Genomic DNA, 16,342 nt, shown 5'->3' with positions numbered 1-16,342 from the left:
ATATGCCAGGCAAAATCAGACAGTATTTCAGGGACAGGAAAGACGATGTTCAGGATTATGCCGGCGGCAGCGGTTTCATTGGCAAGTTCATCCTGGCGCTGCTGGTGGTGTACCTCCTGGTCTCGGTTGTCGTCGGTATTTACTGGAGCAGCGAGCCTGATACCTTTTCGGTGCGCGACTATACCCGATCCGTGGCCAACGCCATGGAGCGCGAACCCGTTACCGGTTTTGCCACCACGGTGACCATGATCCGTATCGCCGAGACCCTGCTTGAAAAGCCGGGTGGGTACATTTCCAACGACATATTTCCCCCGGGCGTATGGCTGGATAACATGCCCAACTGGGAATTCGGCGTGCTGGTGCAACTGCGGGACCTGTCCCGGGCCATGCGCCGCGATATCGCCCGCTCCCAGAGCCAGTCCGCAGAAGATCCGGACCTGACCATTGCCGAGCCGCAGTTCCATTTTGACAGCGGAAGCTGGGCCATTCCCTCCACCGAGGCGGAATATCGCCGCGGTATCGCAGCCCTGAAGCGCTATCTCAACCGGCTGTCGAACCCGGGGCAGGCCAATGCCCAATTCTTCGCCAGGGCCGATAACCTCAACAACTGGCTGGCCGATCTGGAAACCCGGCTGGGCAGCCTGTCCCGCACCCTTGGTGAGAGCGTGGGCAAGGCCACGGTATCTGACGCTGTGGTGAACATGGATGCAGGTGATCCGATGGTCGAGGAAACCGAGGGTGCCGACGTGAAAACGCCCTGGACGAAAGTTGATGATGTGTTCTACGAGGCGCGTGGCAGCGCTTGGGCCCTGCTACACATTTTCCGGGCTATCGAAGTTGATTTCCGGACGGTGCTCCAGGACAAGAACGCCACGGCCAGTGTGCAGCAGGTCATCATTGAACTGGAGGGCGCCCTGGGGGAGATCTGGAGCCCGGTGATTCTCAACGGCAGTGGCTTTGGCGTGCTGGCCAACCATTCGTTGACCATGGCGGCCTATATCTCCCGTGCCAGCGCTGCAGTGAGCAACATGCGCGACCTGCTGTCTCGCGGCTGAACCGTCGCTTGCCCCCGGGTGGACAGGCATAAAAAAAACCGGGCGGTGATGCCCGGTTTTTTCTGCCGTGGAATGTCCGGTTCAGCCCTTGTAGGCGTTCACGGAATCCACGATGGCTTTTTTGGCCGCTTCGGCGTTGTCCCAGCCCTGAACCTTGACCCACTTGCCCGGCTCGAGGGTTTTGTAGTTCTCGAAGAAGTGCTTGATCTGGTCGCGCAGCAATTCGGGCAGATCGGTGATTTCTCGAACATTGTGGTAGGTGGTCGTCAACTTGTCGTGAGGAACCGCCACCAGCTTGGCGTCACCACCGGCTTCGTCTTCCATGTTCAGAACACCCACCGGGCGGCAGCGAATCACGCAGCCGGGCTGTACCGGGTAGGGGGTAACCACCAGCACGTCCAGGGGGTCGCCGTCGTCGGCCAGGGTGTGGGGAATGAAGCCGTAGTTGGCCGGGTAGAACATCGGCGTGGCCATGAAGCGGTCTACCAGCAGGGCGCCCATGTCCTTGTCCAGCTCATACTTGACCGGGGAGCTGTTGGCCGGAATCTCGATGGCAACGTAGATGTCTTCAGGCGGGTTCTTGCCTGCGGGGATGTTGTCGAATTGCATGTGCGATCCTTCCTTGTACGTTAAAGGTACGTTTAACTGCGGTTAAAAAGTGGGCGCAATTATACGGGAGTATCCTGCAGTTCGAAACTAAACCTTGGTCGTTGGTTTTTGGCTTTGTTGCCGGTATCGGTTGGTCTTTCAGTTTGGTGCAAGCGGCTATCTGGCAGGGCTTTCCGAAAAACGCCCATAAATACGTCCGTGTAGGGCTCGGTCGCGCCATCCCTGGCGCTCCACGTTTTCGGAAAGCCCTGCCAGATACCCGCCCGAACTTATGAGATATGCGAACCGATTGATTACTGTAATTTGCTGATGCCTGGGAAGGTGTCAATCCTGAGCTTTTGGATAATCATGTCGAGAGCTCATCAGGGGACTGTCGGGAACCTCTCCCAAAACTGTGCGGAGCCATGGATGGCGGAGCCCAAGCGTCACATGGACGTGCCGCAAGGAGCGTGTTTTGGGAGAGGTTCCCGACAGTCCCATACTCGAAGCTATCGGGCTATCAGCGCCCAAGTATATCTCCCAGGCAGAGCAACTACAGCCGGAGCTGCTTGGCAATCAGCTCCTTCATGATCTCCGTGGTGCCGCCGCCGATGGAGAGAATCCTGGCATCCCGGTAGAGCCGTTCAACCACGGTTTCCCGCATATACCCCATGCCACCGAACAGCTGCACGGCTTCCCGGGTGACCTTTTCGCAGACATCCACTGAGAAATTCTTGGCCATGGCCACCTGTTTGATGGGGTTCGTGCCGGCCTGCATCAGGGCGGCACAACGGTAGGTGTATTCCCGGGCGATGTCGATCTGGGTCGCCATATCCACCAGCTTGTGCCGCGTCACCTGGAAGCCGGCAATGCTCCGGCCAAAGGCCTGGCGCTGCTTGCTGTAGTCGAGAGCGGCCTCGTAGGCGAGCTGGGCAGTCATGTAGGCCATGATGGACAGGCTCAGGCGCTCGGCCAGAAAGTTGCTCATAATGGCGATAAAGCCGGCGTTTTCAGCTCCGATCAGGCGGTCTGCAGGGACTCGGCAATCCTCGAAGAACAGCTCGGCGGTGTCGCTGGCCCACCAGCCCATTTTCCGGAGCTTCCGGCCCCTGGAGAAGCCCGGCATGTCACGGTCGATGAGTAGCAGACTGATGCCGCCATGGCCTTCGCCGCCGGTGCGTACGGCAACGGTGTAGTGATCGGCGCGCATGCCGCTGGTGATGAACGTCTTGCTGCCGTTGACGGTGTAGTGATCGCCCTCCCGCACGGCCCGGGTTTTGAGGTTGGCCACATCGGAACCGCCGCCGGGTTCGGTGACGGCGAGGGCCACGATTTTTTCGCCCCTCAGCACGGGCGGGACCACCTGCTCGCGGACTTCCTGTTTTGCCCATTTGGCGACTGGCGGCAGGCCAATATCTAGGGAGCCCAGGCCGGCAACCAGACCGCCCGACGTGGAGCGCATCAGCTCTTCGGAAACGGCCACCTTCAGAAAAATATCGCCTTCGCCAATGCCTCCCAGGGCCTCGGGAAAGCCGATGCCCAGCAAGCCAGCGTCACCGGCCTTCTTGTAGAGCTCCCGGGGGAATTCACCCGCTTCTTCCCAGTCGTCGATGTGGGGCAGAACATGAGTGCCGATGAACTTTCGGGCGGCCTGGCGCACCTGTTCGTGGGTTTCGTTGAAGTAATCGGACACGGTGAAACTCCCTGCGATCGGAATCATTGGGAGCAGTGTCGCGCAATTTCTGGCACCAAGCAAGCGCTTGGTATGTAAGTCTTCAGGCAATAAAAAAGCTGGCCCGAAAGGCCAGCTCTGCCGGACGATTCCTGTCTTCCTGGCGGATCAGGCGCCCCTGGCGCTGATGCTCTTGACGCCGTCTTTGGTGCCCAGCAACAGCAAGTCAGCGCGGCGGCGGGCGAACAGCCCGTTGGTGACCACGCCGACTATGTTGTTCAGCCTTTCCTCAACCCGGATCGGTTGGGAGATGTCCATGTTGTGGATATCGAGAATAACGTTGCCATTGTCGGTCGTGACACCCTCGCGGTAGACCGGGTCGCCACCGAGTTTGACGATCTCCCGGCCCACATAGCTGCGGGCCATGGGGATGACTTCCACGGGCAGGGGGAACTTGCCCAGAATGCCCACCATCTTGGAGTCATCGGCAATGCAGATGAAGGTTTTCGCCACCGCCGCCACGATTTTCTCCCGGGTCAGTGCAGCGCCGCCGCCCTTGATCAGCTCCAGGCGTTCGTTGGTTTCGTCGGCACCATCCACATAGAACTCCAGGTTGCCGGCGCTGTTGAGGTCGTATACCGGAATGCCATGGCTTTTAAGGCGCTGGGCACTGGCCTCGGAACTGGCCACGGCGCCGTCAAAGTCGGTCTTCAGGTCGGCGAGCATGTCGATGAAAAAGTTGGCCGTGCTTCCGGTGCCAACTCCGATAATGCTGTCGCTATCAAGGCGGGGCGCGATGTAGTCAATGGCGGCTTTGGCGACGGCTTTTTTCAGTTCGTCCTGAGTCATGGGAAGTTCCCTCTGCAATTCTGGCTGGTGTGTTACTCATTATAGCGCTATCGGGCAGTATGCTTATAGACGGCTGCCGTGCAAACTTTCTACACTGTGGGTTTTTCCCAGCCGACCATCAACCACAAATCAACCAAAAGCCGGAACTGTTATGCCGCAACGCTACATCAAGAAGATACTCGATGCGCGCGTCTATGACGTGGCCATCGAAACACCCCTGACTGAAGCCCGTAGTCTGTCCAAGCGCTTTGGCAACAATATTCTGCTCAAGCGCGAAGACCTTCAGCCGGTGTTTTCCTTCAAGATTCGCGGCGCCTACAACCGGATTGCCCAGCTTTCCGAAGAGCAGAAAGCCAGGGGCGTGATTTGTGCCTCGGCGGGCAACCATGCCCAGGGCGTGGCTCTGGCGGCGAAAAAACTGGGCATCAAGGCGGTGATCGTGATGCCCCAGACCACGCCGGAAATCAAGGTGCGCTCGGTGCGGGATCATGGTGCCAGGGTGGTTCTCAGGGGCGATGCCTTTGACGAAGCCGCCGCCCATGCCCAGGAGCTGATCCAGAAACACGGTTATACCTATATTCCGCCCTATGATGACCCGGATGTGATCGCCGGCCAGGGCACGGTGGCCATGGAGATCATGTGGCAGTTCAGCAAGCCGATCCACGCCATCTTTATCTGCGTTGGTGGTGGCGGTCTGATTGCCGGCATGGCGGCCTACATCAAGTATCTTCGCCCGGAAATCAAGGTGATCGGCGTTGAACCGGAGGATTCCAACTGCCTGCAGGCTGCCATGAAGGCGGGCAAACGGGTAGTGCTGGACGAAGTGGGCATCTTCGCAGACGGCGTGGCAGTCAAACAGATCGGCAAGTACCCCTGGGAAATCTGTAAGGACCATGTGGATGAGGTGATCACCGTCTCCACCGATGAAATCTGCGCGGCGATCAAGGATGTGTTCGAGGATACCCGCTCCATTGCTGAGCCGGCCGGTGCGCTGGGTGTGGCAGGCATCAAGAAGTACATCGAGCGGGAGAAGATCGAGAACGAAAACCTGGTTGCCACCCTGAGCGGTGCCAACATGAACTTTGACCGCCTGCGCTATATTTCTGAGCGCACAGAGGTGGGTGAGAGGCGTGAAGCCATCCTGGCGGTGACCATTCCAGAGAAGCCGGGCGCGTTCAAGACCTTCATCAATGCCCTGCACAAGCGCAGTATCACCGAGTTCAACTACCGCTATGCCGATGCCAGCAATGCCACCATTTTTGTCGGTATCCAGATTGCGGCGGGCGGCCATGGCCGTGAGGAACTGGTCCAGGACCTGCGCGAAACGGGCTATTCGGTGGTCGACCTCACCGACAGCGATATGGCCAAACAGCACATACGCCACATGGTGGGTGGCCACGCCCCGAGCATCACCAACGAAAAGGTCTTCCAGTTCGAGTTCCCGGAGCGCCCCGGGGCGTTGCTGAAGTTCCTGATGTCACTGGGCACCCGCTGGAACATTTCCATGTTCCACTACCGCAATCATGGTGCGGCGTACAGCCGCGTCCTGTTGGGTGCCCAGGTCGAGGATGACGAGGTATCGGACTTTGAGAAGATGCTTGATAAGGTCGGTTTCCGCTACGAGAACATGACGGACAACGAGGCTTATCAGCTGTTTCTGGGGCAGGGCAACGCCAGGTCGTCATAGTTGGGTGCGGGAACCGGGGAGGGGCCTGCCTCCCCGGTTCGGTGAGTCTTGCAAAAGCTTACTGAAATTTAACCTGTCAAAAATTGTAAAAACCCGGATAGGTGTTAGTCTTTCGTCTGATTCTTGATGTCAAGAATAGCTCTCTGATTTACCTGATATTTACCTTCATCTGAAACAGGATTATGCGTCATGGGCGGCAAGCCGGATATCATTCGCGCTATCATGCTGATTTTTGCGATAGGCCTTGTGATAACGGGTTTCACATCCATTCGCGCTCCTGACGACCAGGCGGCGAGCAATAACGCCGTTGTTGGCTCCGCCCAGGTGGCGAATCAGCCCCTGAACCGGTAGCGCTGCTTATCGGTGACCACGCTGTGCAGGGGCACATCCCAGGGCGCCACCGGCAGCCTTTTTAGCTTCTGGAAGTCGTGGGCCAGACCAATCAGCTTGGGCGCCAGCCTTGGCCGTATGCGGCTGAAGGCGAACGTCCTGTCGTAGAAGCCGCCGCCCATTCCCAGCCTTCCGCCCTGCTCGTCAAAACCCACCAGCGGAAACAGTACCGCATCCAAAGCCCATGCCGGGCGTCGCAGGCCTTTGCTGAATGCTGGCTCGGGAATGCCGAAGCGGTTGGCGGTCAGTTCCACGTCGTCGTAGTAGGGGCTGAACACCAGCCTGCCTTCGTGAATCGGGTGCAGGACCGGCAGGTAGAATTGGATGCCCTTGCGCCGCGCGATGTCCAGGTAAACGTGCGGATCAATCTCGCCGTCATTGGGCAGATAGAGGGCAATGTGCCGGGCACGGTGCAGATCCGGGTTCTTCAGCAGGTTCAGGGCGAGGTTCTCGGCGGCCTGCTGTTGCTGCTCGAAGCTTAGCGCGCGTCGGTGCTGGCGCAGACGTTTGCGAAGTTCACTGCGTGAGAGGGTGTCCGGATGGGATTGAAACGGTTGGGGCTCGATAAACTGGCTCAAAATAAAGCTTCCCGGGCTGCCGTTATCGGATGTTGCCCTTGAACCCAAAGTTCAAGGTCGGTGGCCGCTGTGACATATTAGGCTTTCCCCTGACGGGGACGTGCTCACAATGCCCTGAAGTAGCCACCTGGGTAATGCGCATCGGCTCGAGGACGTATCCGACCATAGCGAACAGCCCAGGAAGTTGATCCATTATACGGGCAGGGTCGGGGCCGATTGCAACACCTGTCTGAGATTCTCTGCGGATTTACTGGCCGGAGCCATTGCCCAGGGCGCCGTCCAGTTTGTTGTCCATCGCTCGCAGTATTGTGCTGGTGGCGTCGGACATGGTGTCCCGCTCAAGCATTTCATGGGTGATGTTCAGGGCGGCCATCACCGCGATGCGTTCGGTGCCGAATACCTTGCCGCCCGAGCGGATTTCCCGCATCTTGCTGTCCAGGTGCCGTGCGGCCCTGATCAGGGCCTCCTGTTCTTCCTCAGGGCAGGCAACCAGGTATTCCTTGTCGAGAATCTTCACCTCGAGGGTGGTGGATTGCTGTGCCATCAGTGATGCTCCAGGGCCCGAAGGCGGCTGATCATGGCTTCGATCTTGTGTTTTGCGTGATCGTTTTTCTGCATTAGCTGGGCCCGTTCCCTGTTCCAGTCATCCTGCAGGTCGCGCAGTATGGCGTTGTCCCGCTCCAGTTTCTGGCAGTGCTCTATCAGCCTGTCCAGCTTGTCCGCTAATGCCTGTACTTCGGACTGTTCCATGAGGTGCCCAACAGTGGTTTGAGGTAATTGCAAGTAACTATAAGTGTGGACTCTAAGTCGGTCAATTTACAGGGTTGTCATTGCGGCGCCCGCGTGATGCAGATCACTCATTGCCCATCACCCCCAACCCGGTCCTGCCAGCCACATCAACAAGTGCCTTGGGGGCGCCTGAATGCTAGGATAGAGACCTCATTCAACAACACAGGATTCGCCTGTTTCATGTCAGAAACCGACACTTCCGGTGCCGCCCGGGCCGCTGAATTCGAGCGCTGGGCCAATGTCTTTACTGCCCACAAGGCGTTCAGCCACCCCTCCGAACTGCACGGAGCCCTGTGCGGTCGGCTGGCCGCGGGATCCCGCATTGACGAACCGGACTGGCTGGCAATGGCCTGTGAGCACATGGGCTTGCCGGAAAGCGCCGCCGAAGACTCGGACGATCTCGCCCCGTTCATGAATAAAGCGTACGAACAGACCCTGGCGCTCTTGAAATCGGCAGACATGAGTTTCCATCCTTTACTGCCCGACGACGATTATGCCATTGAGCAACGCCTTGAGGCCCTGGTTGCCTGGGTGCGGGGGTTCCTGGAAGGGATGGCCCTGTCTGCCGGCGAATCGTTGGGGCAGGCTCCGGACGAGATTCGCGAGCTGATCGAGGATATGGTGGCGATCAGCCAGCTTTCCAGCGATGAAGACGCGGATGACGAGAGCGAACAGCAACTGCTGGAGATTACCGAATATATTCGACTGGGAGCGCTGGCGGTGTTTACCGAATTCAATGCTCCGGAGAAGCCGGCGTCTGAAGCGCCGACCCTGCACTGAGCAGGCCAATGACTGCAGGAGAGTGTATGACCTCCATGATACCCGTGAAGGAATTTGCCGAGCGCCGTCGCAAGTTGATGGAACGGATGGCGCCGGACAGCATTGCCATCATTCCGGCAGCGCCCGAGCGTGTGCGCAACCGGGACGTGCTGCACCCTTTTCGCCAGGATAGCGATTTTCACTACCTGTCCGGCTTTGCTGAGCCGGAGGCGGTGCTGGCGCTGATTCCCGGGCGCGAGCACGGCGAGTCCGTGCTGTTCTGCAAGGAGCGGAATCCGGAAAAAGAATTGTGGGACGGCTTTCTGGTGGGCCCCGAGGGGGCGATTGAGCGTTATGGTCTGGACGATGCCTTCCCGATTTCCGACATCGATGACATTCTGCCGGGCATGATCGAGGGGCGCAGCCGGGTTTATTACCCGCTGGGCAAGGACGACCATTTCGATGCCCGGGTGATGGACTGGGTGAAGATGATTCGCAGCAAGGTTCGCAGTGGGGCCCACCCGCCCGGTGAGTTCGTGGCCCTGGAGCACCTGCTTCATGATCTGCGGCTTTACAAAAGCGCCAATGAAATCAAGATCATGGCCAAGGCCGGTGAAATCAGTGCCGAAGCCCATTGCCGGGCCATGAGGCGCGCCCGTAAAGGCGGCTTCGAATACAATCTGGAGGCCGAACTGATCCATACCTTCATGGAGCACGGGGCGCGGTCAACGGCTTATCCGTCGATTGTTGGTGGCGGCGCCAACGGCTGCATTCTGCATTACATCGAGAACAGCGCTCCGCTGAAGGCAGGCGACCTGGTGCTGATCGATGCCGGATGCGAGTATCAGTGCTACGCCTCCGACATCACCCGGACTTTTCCGGTCAGTGGCAAGTTCAGTGCCGAGCAGCGGGCCCTGTACGAAGTGGTTCTGGCGGCGCAGTATCAGGCCATTGAAGCGGTTTCGCCGGAAAACCACTGGAACCGGCCCCATGAGGCAGCGCTGAAGGTGCTGACCCAGGGCCTGATCGATCTGGGGCTGTTGTCCGGTTCCCTGGAGGATGCCATTGCCAATGAGGCCTACAAGCCCTTCTTCATGCACCGCACCGGCCACTGGCTGGGGCTGGACGTTCATGACGTGGGGGATTACAAGGTAGGCGATGCCTGGCGCCAGCTGGAGCCTGGCATGGTTCTGACCGTGGAGCCCGGGCTGTATATTGCACCGGATAACACCGAAGTCGATGAAAAGTGGCGTGGTATCGGTATCCGCATTGAAGACGATGTTGTGGTGACCAGAGACGGTTGCCGGGTTCTGAGCGATGCGGTTCCCAAAACCATTGCCGATATTGAAGCGCTGATGGCGGACTGACAACCAGTGACCAAGCCCGATACCGATCTGATCATTGCTGGTGGTGGCCTGGCCGGGGCCACGCTTGCCCTTGCTGTGGCCCGGATGGTGCCTTCGCTTCGGGTGACGGTGGTGGAGGCATTCCCGCTCTCGCCCGACGCCCTGCCGGAGAGCTACCAGCCCAGCTACGATGCCCGCTCCACGGCGCTGGCCTGGGGCTCCCGGCTGATCTTCGAGGAACTTGGGCTCTGGCATCGGCTGGCGGAGCATGCAACGCCGATCCACCATATCCATGTGTCTGATCGGGGCCACTTCGGGGCGACCCGGTTGCACGCCTCGGAGCATGGCCAGGAAGCGTTGGGCTATGTGGCCGATAACCGCTGGATGGGCCTGTGCCTGATGCGGGAGCTGCTGGCTACCAATGTGCAGTGGCAGGCACCGGCGGAGGTCAGGAACATGACTCCGATGCCCGGCGGCGTTCAGGTCGAGTTGGCCTCCGGTGAAAACGGCATCCGGAAACTGACCGCCCGTTGCCTGGTGGTAGCCGATGGCGGCCGGTCCGGATTGCGTGAGAGACTCGGTTTCCAGTCGAGCTACCAGAGCTACGGCCAGAACGCCCTGATTGCCAACGTCTCTACCAGCGACAGCCATGGCTTCACGGCCTTTGAGCGATTCACCGAGGCCGGTCCCATGGCGCTGTTGCCCCATGGCTCGCCATCCCGCGCCAGCCATCAGTCCGCACTGGTGTGGACATTGGCCGACGAGGCACTGGCAGAGGTTCTGGAGCTGTCGGATGAGGACAAATGCCGTCGGCTTCAGGAGCGGTTTGGCTGGCGCCTGGGGCGGTTCACCCGAATCGGCAGCTGCCATCATTACCCCCTGACACTGACCACGGTGGCCGAGCCGGTCCGGCCCGGCGTTGCCCTGGTGGGCAATGCCGCACATGCGCTTCACCCGGTGGCGGGGCAGGGCTTCAATCTCGCCTTGCGGGGGTTGATGACGCTGGTCGAACAGTTCCGGCTGGCGGCGGAGCAGGGCAGGTCGATCGGTGATCTGGAGGTGCTGGGCGAGTATCAGAAGCGGCACCGGGAAGACTGGCAGCAAACCGTCCGGTTTTCCGATTCCCTGGTGCGTCTGTTCGGGCAGTCCATGCCACCGGTTACGGCCGCCCGGGATGCCGGGCTGGTTGGTCTGGATCTTCTGCCCGGCGCAAAACGCTGGTTTGCCCGCAAAGCCATGGGGCTGGGCGGCCGGCGGGCAGCCATAGGCCGGCCGGGTCAACTGAACAGGGAAGTGACACGCCATGAGTGAGTCGCAAAGCTTCGATATTCTGGTGGCCGGTGGCGGTATGATCGGGTCGGCACTGGCGTTGGGCCTGTCCCGGCAGGGCTGGCAGGTGGGCCTGGTTGAAGGCCTTGATCGCAAGACGCTGGTTCAGGCGCCCGATCCGGCGGACACAGTGGCGGACTTTGAGCCTAGGGTCAGCGCCATCTCGGTGGCCAGTCAGAAACTTCTCGAGCAGCTCGGGGTGTGGGCGGATATTACCGCCGGGCGCCATTGTCCGTACCAGACCATGACCGTTTGGGATGGCGACGGCACCGGCCGCATTCAGTTTGACGCGGCCGAGCTCCAGGCCCGGGCCCTGGGCACCATTATCGAGAACCGCGGCATCGTGCGGGCCCTGTTCTCGGCCCTGGCGCAAAGCCAGGTGGAACTGATCGATGGCGCTGCCGTAACCGGGTGCCGGCGACCTGGCGATCACTCGGTCCTCGAGCTGGAGGGAGGCCGGGTCGTGTCTGCCGCGCTGGTGATTGGTTGTGATGGCGCCAATTCCCGCCTGCGTCAGTGGGTCGGCCTGCCGACGCGGGAATGGGATTACGATCAGCAGGCCATTGTGGCCACGGTACGAACCAGCCAGAGCCACCGGTTTACGGCCTGGCAGCGGTTTTCGCTGACCGGGCCGCTGGCGTTTCTGCCGCTGCTGAACGAATCCGGCGACGACCATTTCTGCTCCATTGTCTGGTCCCAGGATACCGCAGAGGCCCGCCGGTTGATGGCGCTCGACGATGCGGCGTTTGCAGTTGAACTTGAGCAGGCCATAGAGCGGGAGCTGGGCACCGTTGAGGCGGTTTCCCGCCGGTTCGCGTTTCCGCTTCGCCAGCGCCATGCCAAGGATTATATTGCGCCAGGCTTCGCCCTGGTGGGGGATGCCGCCCACACCATACATCCGCTGGCCGGGCAAGGCGCCAACCTGGGTTATGGCGATGTCCGCGCACTGCTGGAGGAGCTGTCACGAGCCCGACAGGCGGGTCTGTCTCCGTCCAACGAGCTGGTTCTGCAGCGTTATCAGCGCCGTCGCAAAGGTGAAAACCTGACCATGATGGCGGCCATGGAAGGCTTCAAGCAGCTCTTTGGCCGTGACGAATTGCCAGTGCGGTGGTTGCGCAATACCGGCATGCGCTGGCTCGATCAGCTTGGCCCGGTGAAAAACCGTATTGCCGCAGAGGCCATGGGGCTGAAGGCCTGATCCGGCGCCCTGCTCTAACGTTTTTATGACCTGAATTGCCAACATCTGAATTGCCAACATAAGGGAATGACCCATGGCGGGAAGCAGTCTGCTCTTACTGATCGATGACATCGCCTCCATGCTTGACGATGTTTCACTGATGACCAAGGCCGCCACCAAAAAAACCGCGGGTGTCCTGGGTGATGACCTGGCACTGAATGCCCAGCAGGTGTCCGGCGTAAAAGCCGCCCGGGAACTGCCGGTGGTGTGGGCCGTGGCCAAGGGCTCGCTGGTCAACAAGGCGATCCTGGTGCCGGCGGCCCTGGCCATCAGTTTCTTCATGCCCTGGCTCGTTACGCCCCTGCTGATGGTGGGCGGGGCATTCTTGTGTTTCGAGGGGTTCGAGAAACTGGTGCACAAGTTTCTTCACCGGGAGGAGGATCAGCAGCACCGGGCAGAACTGCACGAGGCTCTGGAGAACCCCGAGACCGACCTGCGAGCGGTGGAAAAGGACAAAATCAAGGGCGCGGTGAGGACCGACTTCATTCTCTCGGCCGAAATTATTGCCATCAGCCTGGGCACGGTAGCCACCGAGAGCATCAGTACGCAGTTCATGGTTCTTGCGCTGGTGGCGGTGCTGGTTACCGTCGGGGTTTATGGTCTGGTTGCAGGCATTGTCAAGCTGGACGATGCCGGGCTGTATATGACTCAGACCGACAGCCCGATGCTGCAGAGGCTTGGCCGCGGCATTCTCTGGCTGGCCCCGTACATGATGAAAACGCTTTCCGTGCTCGGCACCCTCGCCATGTTCCTGGTGGGCGGCGGTATTCTAACGCACGGATTCACGCCGGTTTACGACGCCATCCATCATTTTGCCGAGCAATTCAGCGGCATGGCTGAGGCATTGATACCAAACGTTGCCAACGGGCTGTTCGGCGTTCTGGCCGGGGCCATTCTGGTTGCATTGATTACCCCGCTGACCCGGTGGTGGCAGACACGATCATCCGCCTGAGGGGCGTCAGAGGCAGGCGTCGAACAGCCGGCTGACCAGCACCGGCACGGCGGTTTCCATGCGCAGGATGCGCGGGCCAAGGTGAACGCCCAGGCAGCCGGCCTCTTCCAGTTTGTCGACTTCGTAGGGGGTAAAGCCGCCTTCCGGGCCGATACACAGGGCTGCCGGCCGGTTCAGGTGCACCGGGCAGGGGGTGCTGGTTCCGGGGTGAGCCACCAGCGCCTGTTTGCCTGCCAGCAGGGCCGGCAGTTCGTCCTCCACGAACGGCTTGAACAGCTTCCGGACCTGCACACGGGGCATCCGGGTATCCATGGCCTGTTCCAGCCCCAGTGTGAGATTTTCCCGCAGGTGTTCGTCGGACAACCAGGGGGTTTGCCAGAAGCTTTTCTCCACCTTGTAGCTGTTGATCAGCCAGATGTCCTTGACGCCCAGGGTCGCGCAGGTTTGCAGGATGCGGCGAAACATCTTTGGCCGGGGCATGGCCAGGATCAATGTCAGCGCCAGCGGGGCAGGGGGGGCCTGGTCCAGCCGGATCAGCAGTTCCGCTTCGGTATCGGTAAGTCTCAGAACCTCGCCACTGCCCATGTCGCCATTAACCCGGCCAACCGGAATGGCGTCACCTTCGGCGACCTTGATAACGGACTGCAAGTGGCTGAGGCGGCGGCCGCGCAGGATCACCCGGTCCGGGCTGACAAAATCGTCGTCGAACAGTAACGCCAGATTCATTCGCCGGCAGGCTCGTCGCTGTCCCGTTCGTCCACTTCACGCCTTGCCAGCCGGCCAAACAGAATGCCGATCTCGAACAAGATCCACATGGGCACGGCTAGCAGAGTCTGGGATATGACATCCGGCGGGGTCAGCAGCATGCCAACGATAAAGCAGCCCACCACCACGTAAGGCCGCTTTTCCGCCAGATCCTCCGGCGTAGTAGCGCCGGTCAGGATCAGCAGGATGGTGGCGATGGGAATCTCGAACGCCACGCCAAAGGCAAAAAACATCTTGAGCACGAAATTCAGGTAGCTGCTGATGTCGGGCAGCTCAACGATCCCTTCCGGTCCGATGGCAGTGAAAAAACCGAACACCAGCGGGAACACCACGTAATAGGCAAAAGCCGCGCCCATGTAAAACAGCAACACGGAGGTAAACAGCAGCGGGAACGCCAGCCGCTTCTCATGGGCATACAGGCCCGGGGCGACGAAGCTCCAGAGCTGGTAGAGAATGATCGGTATGGCCACGAACACCGACAGCACCAGTGCCAGCTTGAGAGGTGCGAAGAAGGGCGAGGTAACGTCGGTTGCGATCATGGTCTGGCCGACCGGTAACAGGCTCCGGAGAGGCTCGGACAGCCACAGATACAGCTCGTTGGCGAAGGGGTAGATCGCAGCAAAACAGATAACAACCGCCAACACCATTTTCAGCAGGCGGTTACGCAGCTCGAGAAGATGCTCGATAAGCGGCATCTCCTGATGTTCCGGAGGCATCTGATCGCCATCGGGCTTTGCATTCATGAAGATTTATCCGGCGGACTTTGCGGGGTGTCTGGCTGCTCGGTAGTGTGCGTTTCTCCGGCACCTGAGGCGCTTGAAGCCTCGCCCGAACCTGCAGGGCCGGCTGCCGAAGCACTGCCGCTATCGGGTGGAGCGGAGCCGTCGGGGGCGCCGGCTTTCGGGCTGGCGGCCACCCGCCGGGTTGCCGGAGCGGACCGGGACTTTGTGGATTCGTTCTCCGGCAGGACCATGTGTTCGTATTTCCGGGCTTCATCCAGAGCGCCGCGCACGGTTTTCTGAACGTCGTCCAGACCGACATCCCCCGCCTTGCGAAGCTCTTCGCGGAGTTCATCGGCTTTCAACTGCCGGTCCAGTTCCGAGGTGAACTGGCTGACCATGCGCCGGGCACCCGCCACCCACCGACCGGCCGCGCGGGCAGCCGTGGGCAGGCGCTCAGGACCGAGCACCAACAGGGCAATAACGCCGCAGACCAGCAGCTCAAGAAAGCCGATATCGAACATTCAGCCTGGTCTCAGCTGTGGGACTTGTCCCGGGGCTTGTCTTCAGCCGTGGTTTGCGGCTGCTCGTTGGCCTTGTCTTCCAGGGGCTCCTTGGTCTCATCGGCCTTGGAGTCCTCATCACTCATGGACTTCTTGAAGCCGCGAATGGCGCCGCCCAGATCACTGCCGATGTTGCGCAGTTTCTTGGTTCCGAACAACAGAATGACAATGCCGAGTACGATAAGTAGTTGCCAGATGCTGATACCCATTACGGGGTCCTCGTTTTAATGTTTCTCTTTGATGACATTGTACGTTACCAGAACCGGTTTTCGGAAACCCCCGTTAGGGGTACTTCCGGCTACTTGTTCCGCGACGCTTTTTCTTCCAGACCTGACAGATCGAACCGGCTGGCCAGCTCGTCCAGAATATCCTGCGGGCCAAGCCCGAGACTGGACAGCATCACCAGGCTGTGGAACCACAGGTCGGCGGTTTCATAGACCACGTCCCGGGTTTCACCGGAGTGTTCCGCATCCTTGGCCGCCAGCAGGGTTTCTGTGCACTCTTCGCCCACCTTTTCCAGAATCTTGTTCAGGCCCTTGGCATGCAGGCTGGCTACATAGGAGGTTTCCGGGTCCGCTTCCTTGCGGGCTTCCAGAACCCGGGCCAGGTTTTCCAGTACATCGCTCACCGTCCGTGCTCCTCAGTTGCTGCCGTAAATGGTATCGGGATCCTTGATCACCGGGTCGACACTGACCCACTGACCGTCTTTCAGAGACCGGTAAAAACAGCTGCGTCTGCCAGTATGGCAGGCAATGCCGCCTTTTTGTTCCACTTTCAGCAGGATGACGTCCTCGTCGCAGTCAAGCCGGATGTCCCGAATCACCTGCTGGTGCCCTGATGTTTCGCCCTTGCGCCAGAGCTTGCCCCGCGAACGGGACCAGTATACGGCCTGGCCTTCTTCAGCGGTCAACCGGAGTGACTCCCGGTTCATCCACGCCATCATCAGAATCTCGCCAGTTTCTGCATCCTGGGCGATAGCCGGCACCAGGCCCTCCTCTGTCCAGCGAATGGTCTCGAGCCAGTCAGGGTTCTCGACGTTATCCGAGCTGTTTTGCATTTTTGTG

20 protein-coding genes and 1 other RNA gene are annotated in these 16,342 nt (G+C 60.0%); 7 read left to right on the top strand and 14 right to left on the bottom strand.

Annotated features, from left to right (window positions below; all coding sequences use genetic code 11):
• Positions 1-2 precede the first annotated feature (2 nt).
• Entirely contained in the window at positions 3-1,055 is a 1,053-nt protein-coding gene (locus msub_RS13330; protein WP_048496458.1) for a DUF2333 family protein, read from the top strand.
• Between the two features lie 81 nt (positions 1,056-1,136).
• Here msub_RS13330 and ppa read toward each other — a convergent pair whose 3' ends face one another.
• From ppa to rpiA, 3 genes are all read right to left on the bottom strand, one after another.
• Positions 1,137-1,664: an inorganic diphosphatase gene (gene ppa / locus msub_RS13325; RefSeq protein ID WP_048496457.1), complete on the bottom strand. Its 528-nt coding sequence runs from the start codon at positions 1,662-1,664 to the stop codon at positions 1,137-1,139.
• 532 nt (positions 1,665-2,196) lie between these two features.
• Entirely contained in the window at positions 2,197-3,363 is a 1,167-nt protein-coding gene (locus msub_RS13320) for an acyl-CoA dehydrogenase family protein (RefSeq protein ID WP_048496456.1), read from the bottom strand.
• A gap of 120 nt (positions 3,364-3,483) precedes the next feature.
• A complete protein-coding gene (rpiA, locus tag msub_RS13315; protein WP_048496455.1) occupies positions 3,484-4,164 on the bottom strand; it encodes a ribose-5-phosphate isomerase RpiA in 681 nt (226 codons plus the stop codon).
• A 151-nt stretch (positions 4,165-4,315) separates the two neighbouring features.
• Between rpiA and ilvA the strand changes: the two genes are divergently transcribed.
• Entirely contained in the window at positions 4,316-5,851 is a 1,536-nt protein-coding gene (ilvA, locus tag msub_RS13310) for a threonine ammonia-lyase, biosynthetic (RefSeq protein WP_048496454.1), read from the top strand.
• A gap of 104 nt (positions 5,852-5,955) precedes the next feature.
• On the opposite strand, the gene msub_RS21835 is transcribed toward ilvA, so the two are convergent.
• From msub_RS21835 to msub_RS13295, 5 genes are all read right to left on the bottom strand, one after another.
• Positions 5,956-6,120 (bottom strand): hypothetical protein, encoded by a 165-nt coding sequence (locus msub_RS21835; RefSeq protein ID WP_197083839.1) that lies wholly within the window; start codon positions 6,118-6,120, stop codon positions 5,956-5,958.
• 63 nt (positions 6,121-6,183) lie between these two features.
• Positions 6,184-6,819 (bottom strand): 5-formyltetrahydrofolate cyclo-ligase, encoded by a 636-nt coding sequence (locus msub_RS13305; RefSeq protein WP_048496453.1) that lies wholly within the window; start codon positions 6,817-6,819, stop codon positions 6,184-6,186.
• A 4-nt stretch (positions 6,820-6,823) separates the two neighbouring features.
• A non-coding RNA gene (gene ssrS / locus msub_RS21215) (6S RNA) lies at positions 6,824-7,005 on the bottom strand.
• A 61-nt stretch (positions 7,006-7,066) separates the two neighbouring features.
• A complete protein-coding gene (locus msub_RS13300) occupies positions 7,067-7,363 on the bottom strand; it encodes a cell division protein ZapA (RefSeq protein WP_048496452.1) in 297 nt (98 codons plus the stop codon).
• Entirely contained in the window at positions 7,363-7,569 is a 207-nt protein-coding gene (locus msub_RS13295) for a TIGR02449 family protein (RefSeq protein ID WP_048496451.1), read from the bottom strand. The genes msub_RS13300 and msub_RS13295 overlap by 1 nt, the downstream gene beginning before the upstream one ends.
• Positions 7,570-7,788: 219 nt before the next feature.
• Between msub_RS13295 and msub_RS13290 the strand changes: the two genes are divergently transcribed.
• From msub_RS13290 to msub_RS13270, 5 genes are all read left to right on the top strand, one after another.
• The gene (locus tag msub_RS13290; RefSeq protein WP_048496450.1) at positions 7,789-8,388 is read left to right on the top strand and encodes a UPF0149 family protein; all 600 of its coding nucleotides are present in this window, start codon (positions 7,789-7,791) and stop codon (positions 8,386-8,388) included.
• A 26-nt stretch (positions 8,389-8,414) separates the two neighbouring features.
• The gene (gene pepP / locus msub_RS13285; RefSeq protein ID WP_048496449.1) at positions 8,415-9,734 is read left to right on the top strand and encodes a Xaa-Pro aminopeptidase; all 1,320 of its coding nucleotides are present in this window, start codon (positions 8,415-8,417) and stop codon (positions 9,732-9,734) included.
• A gap of 6 nt (positions 9,735-9,740) precedes the next feature.
• A complete protein-coding gene (ubiH, locus tag msub_RS13280; RefSeq protein ID WP_048496448.1) occupies positions 9,741-11,024 on the top strand; it encodes a 2-octaprenyl-6-methoxyphenyl hydroxylase in 1,284 nt (427 codons plus the stop codon).
• A complete protein-coding gene (locus msub_RS13275; RefSeq protein WP_048496447.1) occupies positions 11,017-12,240 on the top strand; it encodes a UbiH/UbiF/VisC/COQ6 family ubiquinone biosynthesis hydroxylase in 1,224 nt (407 codons plus the stop codon). The genes ubiH and msub_RS13275 overlap by 8 nt, the downstream gene beginning before the upstream one ends.
• A gap of 73 nt (positions 12,241-12,313) precedes the next feature.
• Positions 12,314-13,231, top strand: coding sequence for a DUF808 domain-containing protein (locus msub_RS13270; protein ID WP_048496446.1), 918 nt, complete (start codon positions 12,314-12,316; stop codon positions 13,229-13,231).
• 6 nt (positions 13,232-13,237) lie between these two features.
• Here the strand turns inward: msub_RS13270 and msub_RS13265 are convergent, their stop codons facing one another.
• The 6 genes from msub_RS13265 to hisI form a co-directional block, all read right to left on the bottom strand.
• Positions 13,238-13,957, bottom strand: a complete 720-nt coding sequence (locus tag msub_RS13265) for a 16S rRNA (uracil(1498)-N(3))-methyltransferase (protein WP_048496445.1) — start codon at positions 13,955-13,957, stop codon at positions 13,238-13,240.
• Positions 13,954-14,739 carry a twin-arginine translocase subunit TatC gene (gene tatC, locus msub_RS13260; RefSeq protein WP_048496444.1) on the bottom strand — a complete coding sequence of 262 codons (786 nt, stop codon included), beginning with the start codon at positions 14,737-14,739 and terminating at the stop codon, positions 13,954-13,956. Before tatC ends, msub_RS13265 begins: the two co-directional genes overlap by 4 nt.
• Complete coding sequence (tatB, locus tag msub_RS13255; protein WP_082146494.1) at positions 14,736-15,239, bottom strand: Sec-independent protein translocase protein TatB; 504 nt, start codon at positions 15,237-15,239, stop codon at positions 14,736-14,738. Before tatB ends, tatC begins: the two co-directional genes overlap by 4 nt.
• Positions 15,240-15,250: 11 nt before the next feature.
• The gene (tatA, locus tag msub_RS13250; protein ID WP_048496443.1) at positions 15,251-15,487 is read right to left on the bottom strand and encodes a Sec-independent protein translocase subunit TatA; all 237 of its coding nucleotides are present in this window, start codon (positions 15,485-15,487) and stop codon (positions 15,251-15,253) included.
• Positions 15,488-15,576: 89 nt separating this feature from the next.
• Positions 15,577-15,906, bottom strand: coding sequence for a phosphoribosyl-ATP diphosphatase (locus tag msub_RS13245; RefSeq protein WP_048496442.1), 330 nt, complete (start codon positions 15,904-15,906; stop codon positions 15,577-15,579).
• Between the two features lie 12 nt (positions 15,907-15,918).
• A complete protein-coding gene (gene hisI / locus msub_RS13240) occupies positions 15,919-16,335 on the bottom strand; it encodes a phosphoribosyl-AMP cyclohydrolase (RefSeq protein WP_048496441.1) in 417 nt (138 codons plus the stop codon).
• Between the last annotated feature and the right edge of the window lie 7 nt (positions 16,336-16,342).

The organism is Marinobacter subterrani (assembly GCF_001045555.1).
Classification (GTDB): domain Bacteria; phylum Pseudomonadota; class Gammaproteobacteria; order Pseudomonadales; family Oleiphilaceae; genus Marinobacter; species Marinobacter subterrani.
Note: the sequence above shows the minus strand (reverse complement) of the source record. Positions and strands in the feature narration are given on the sequence as shown.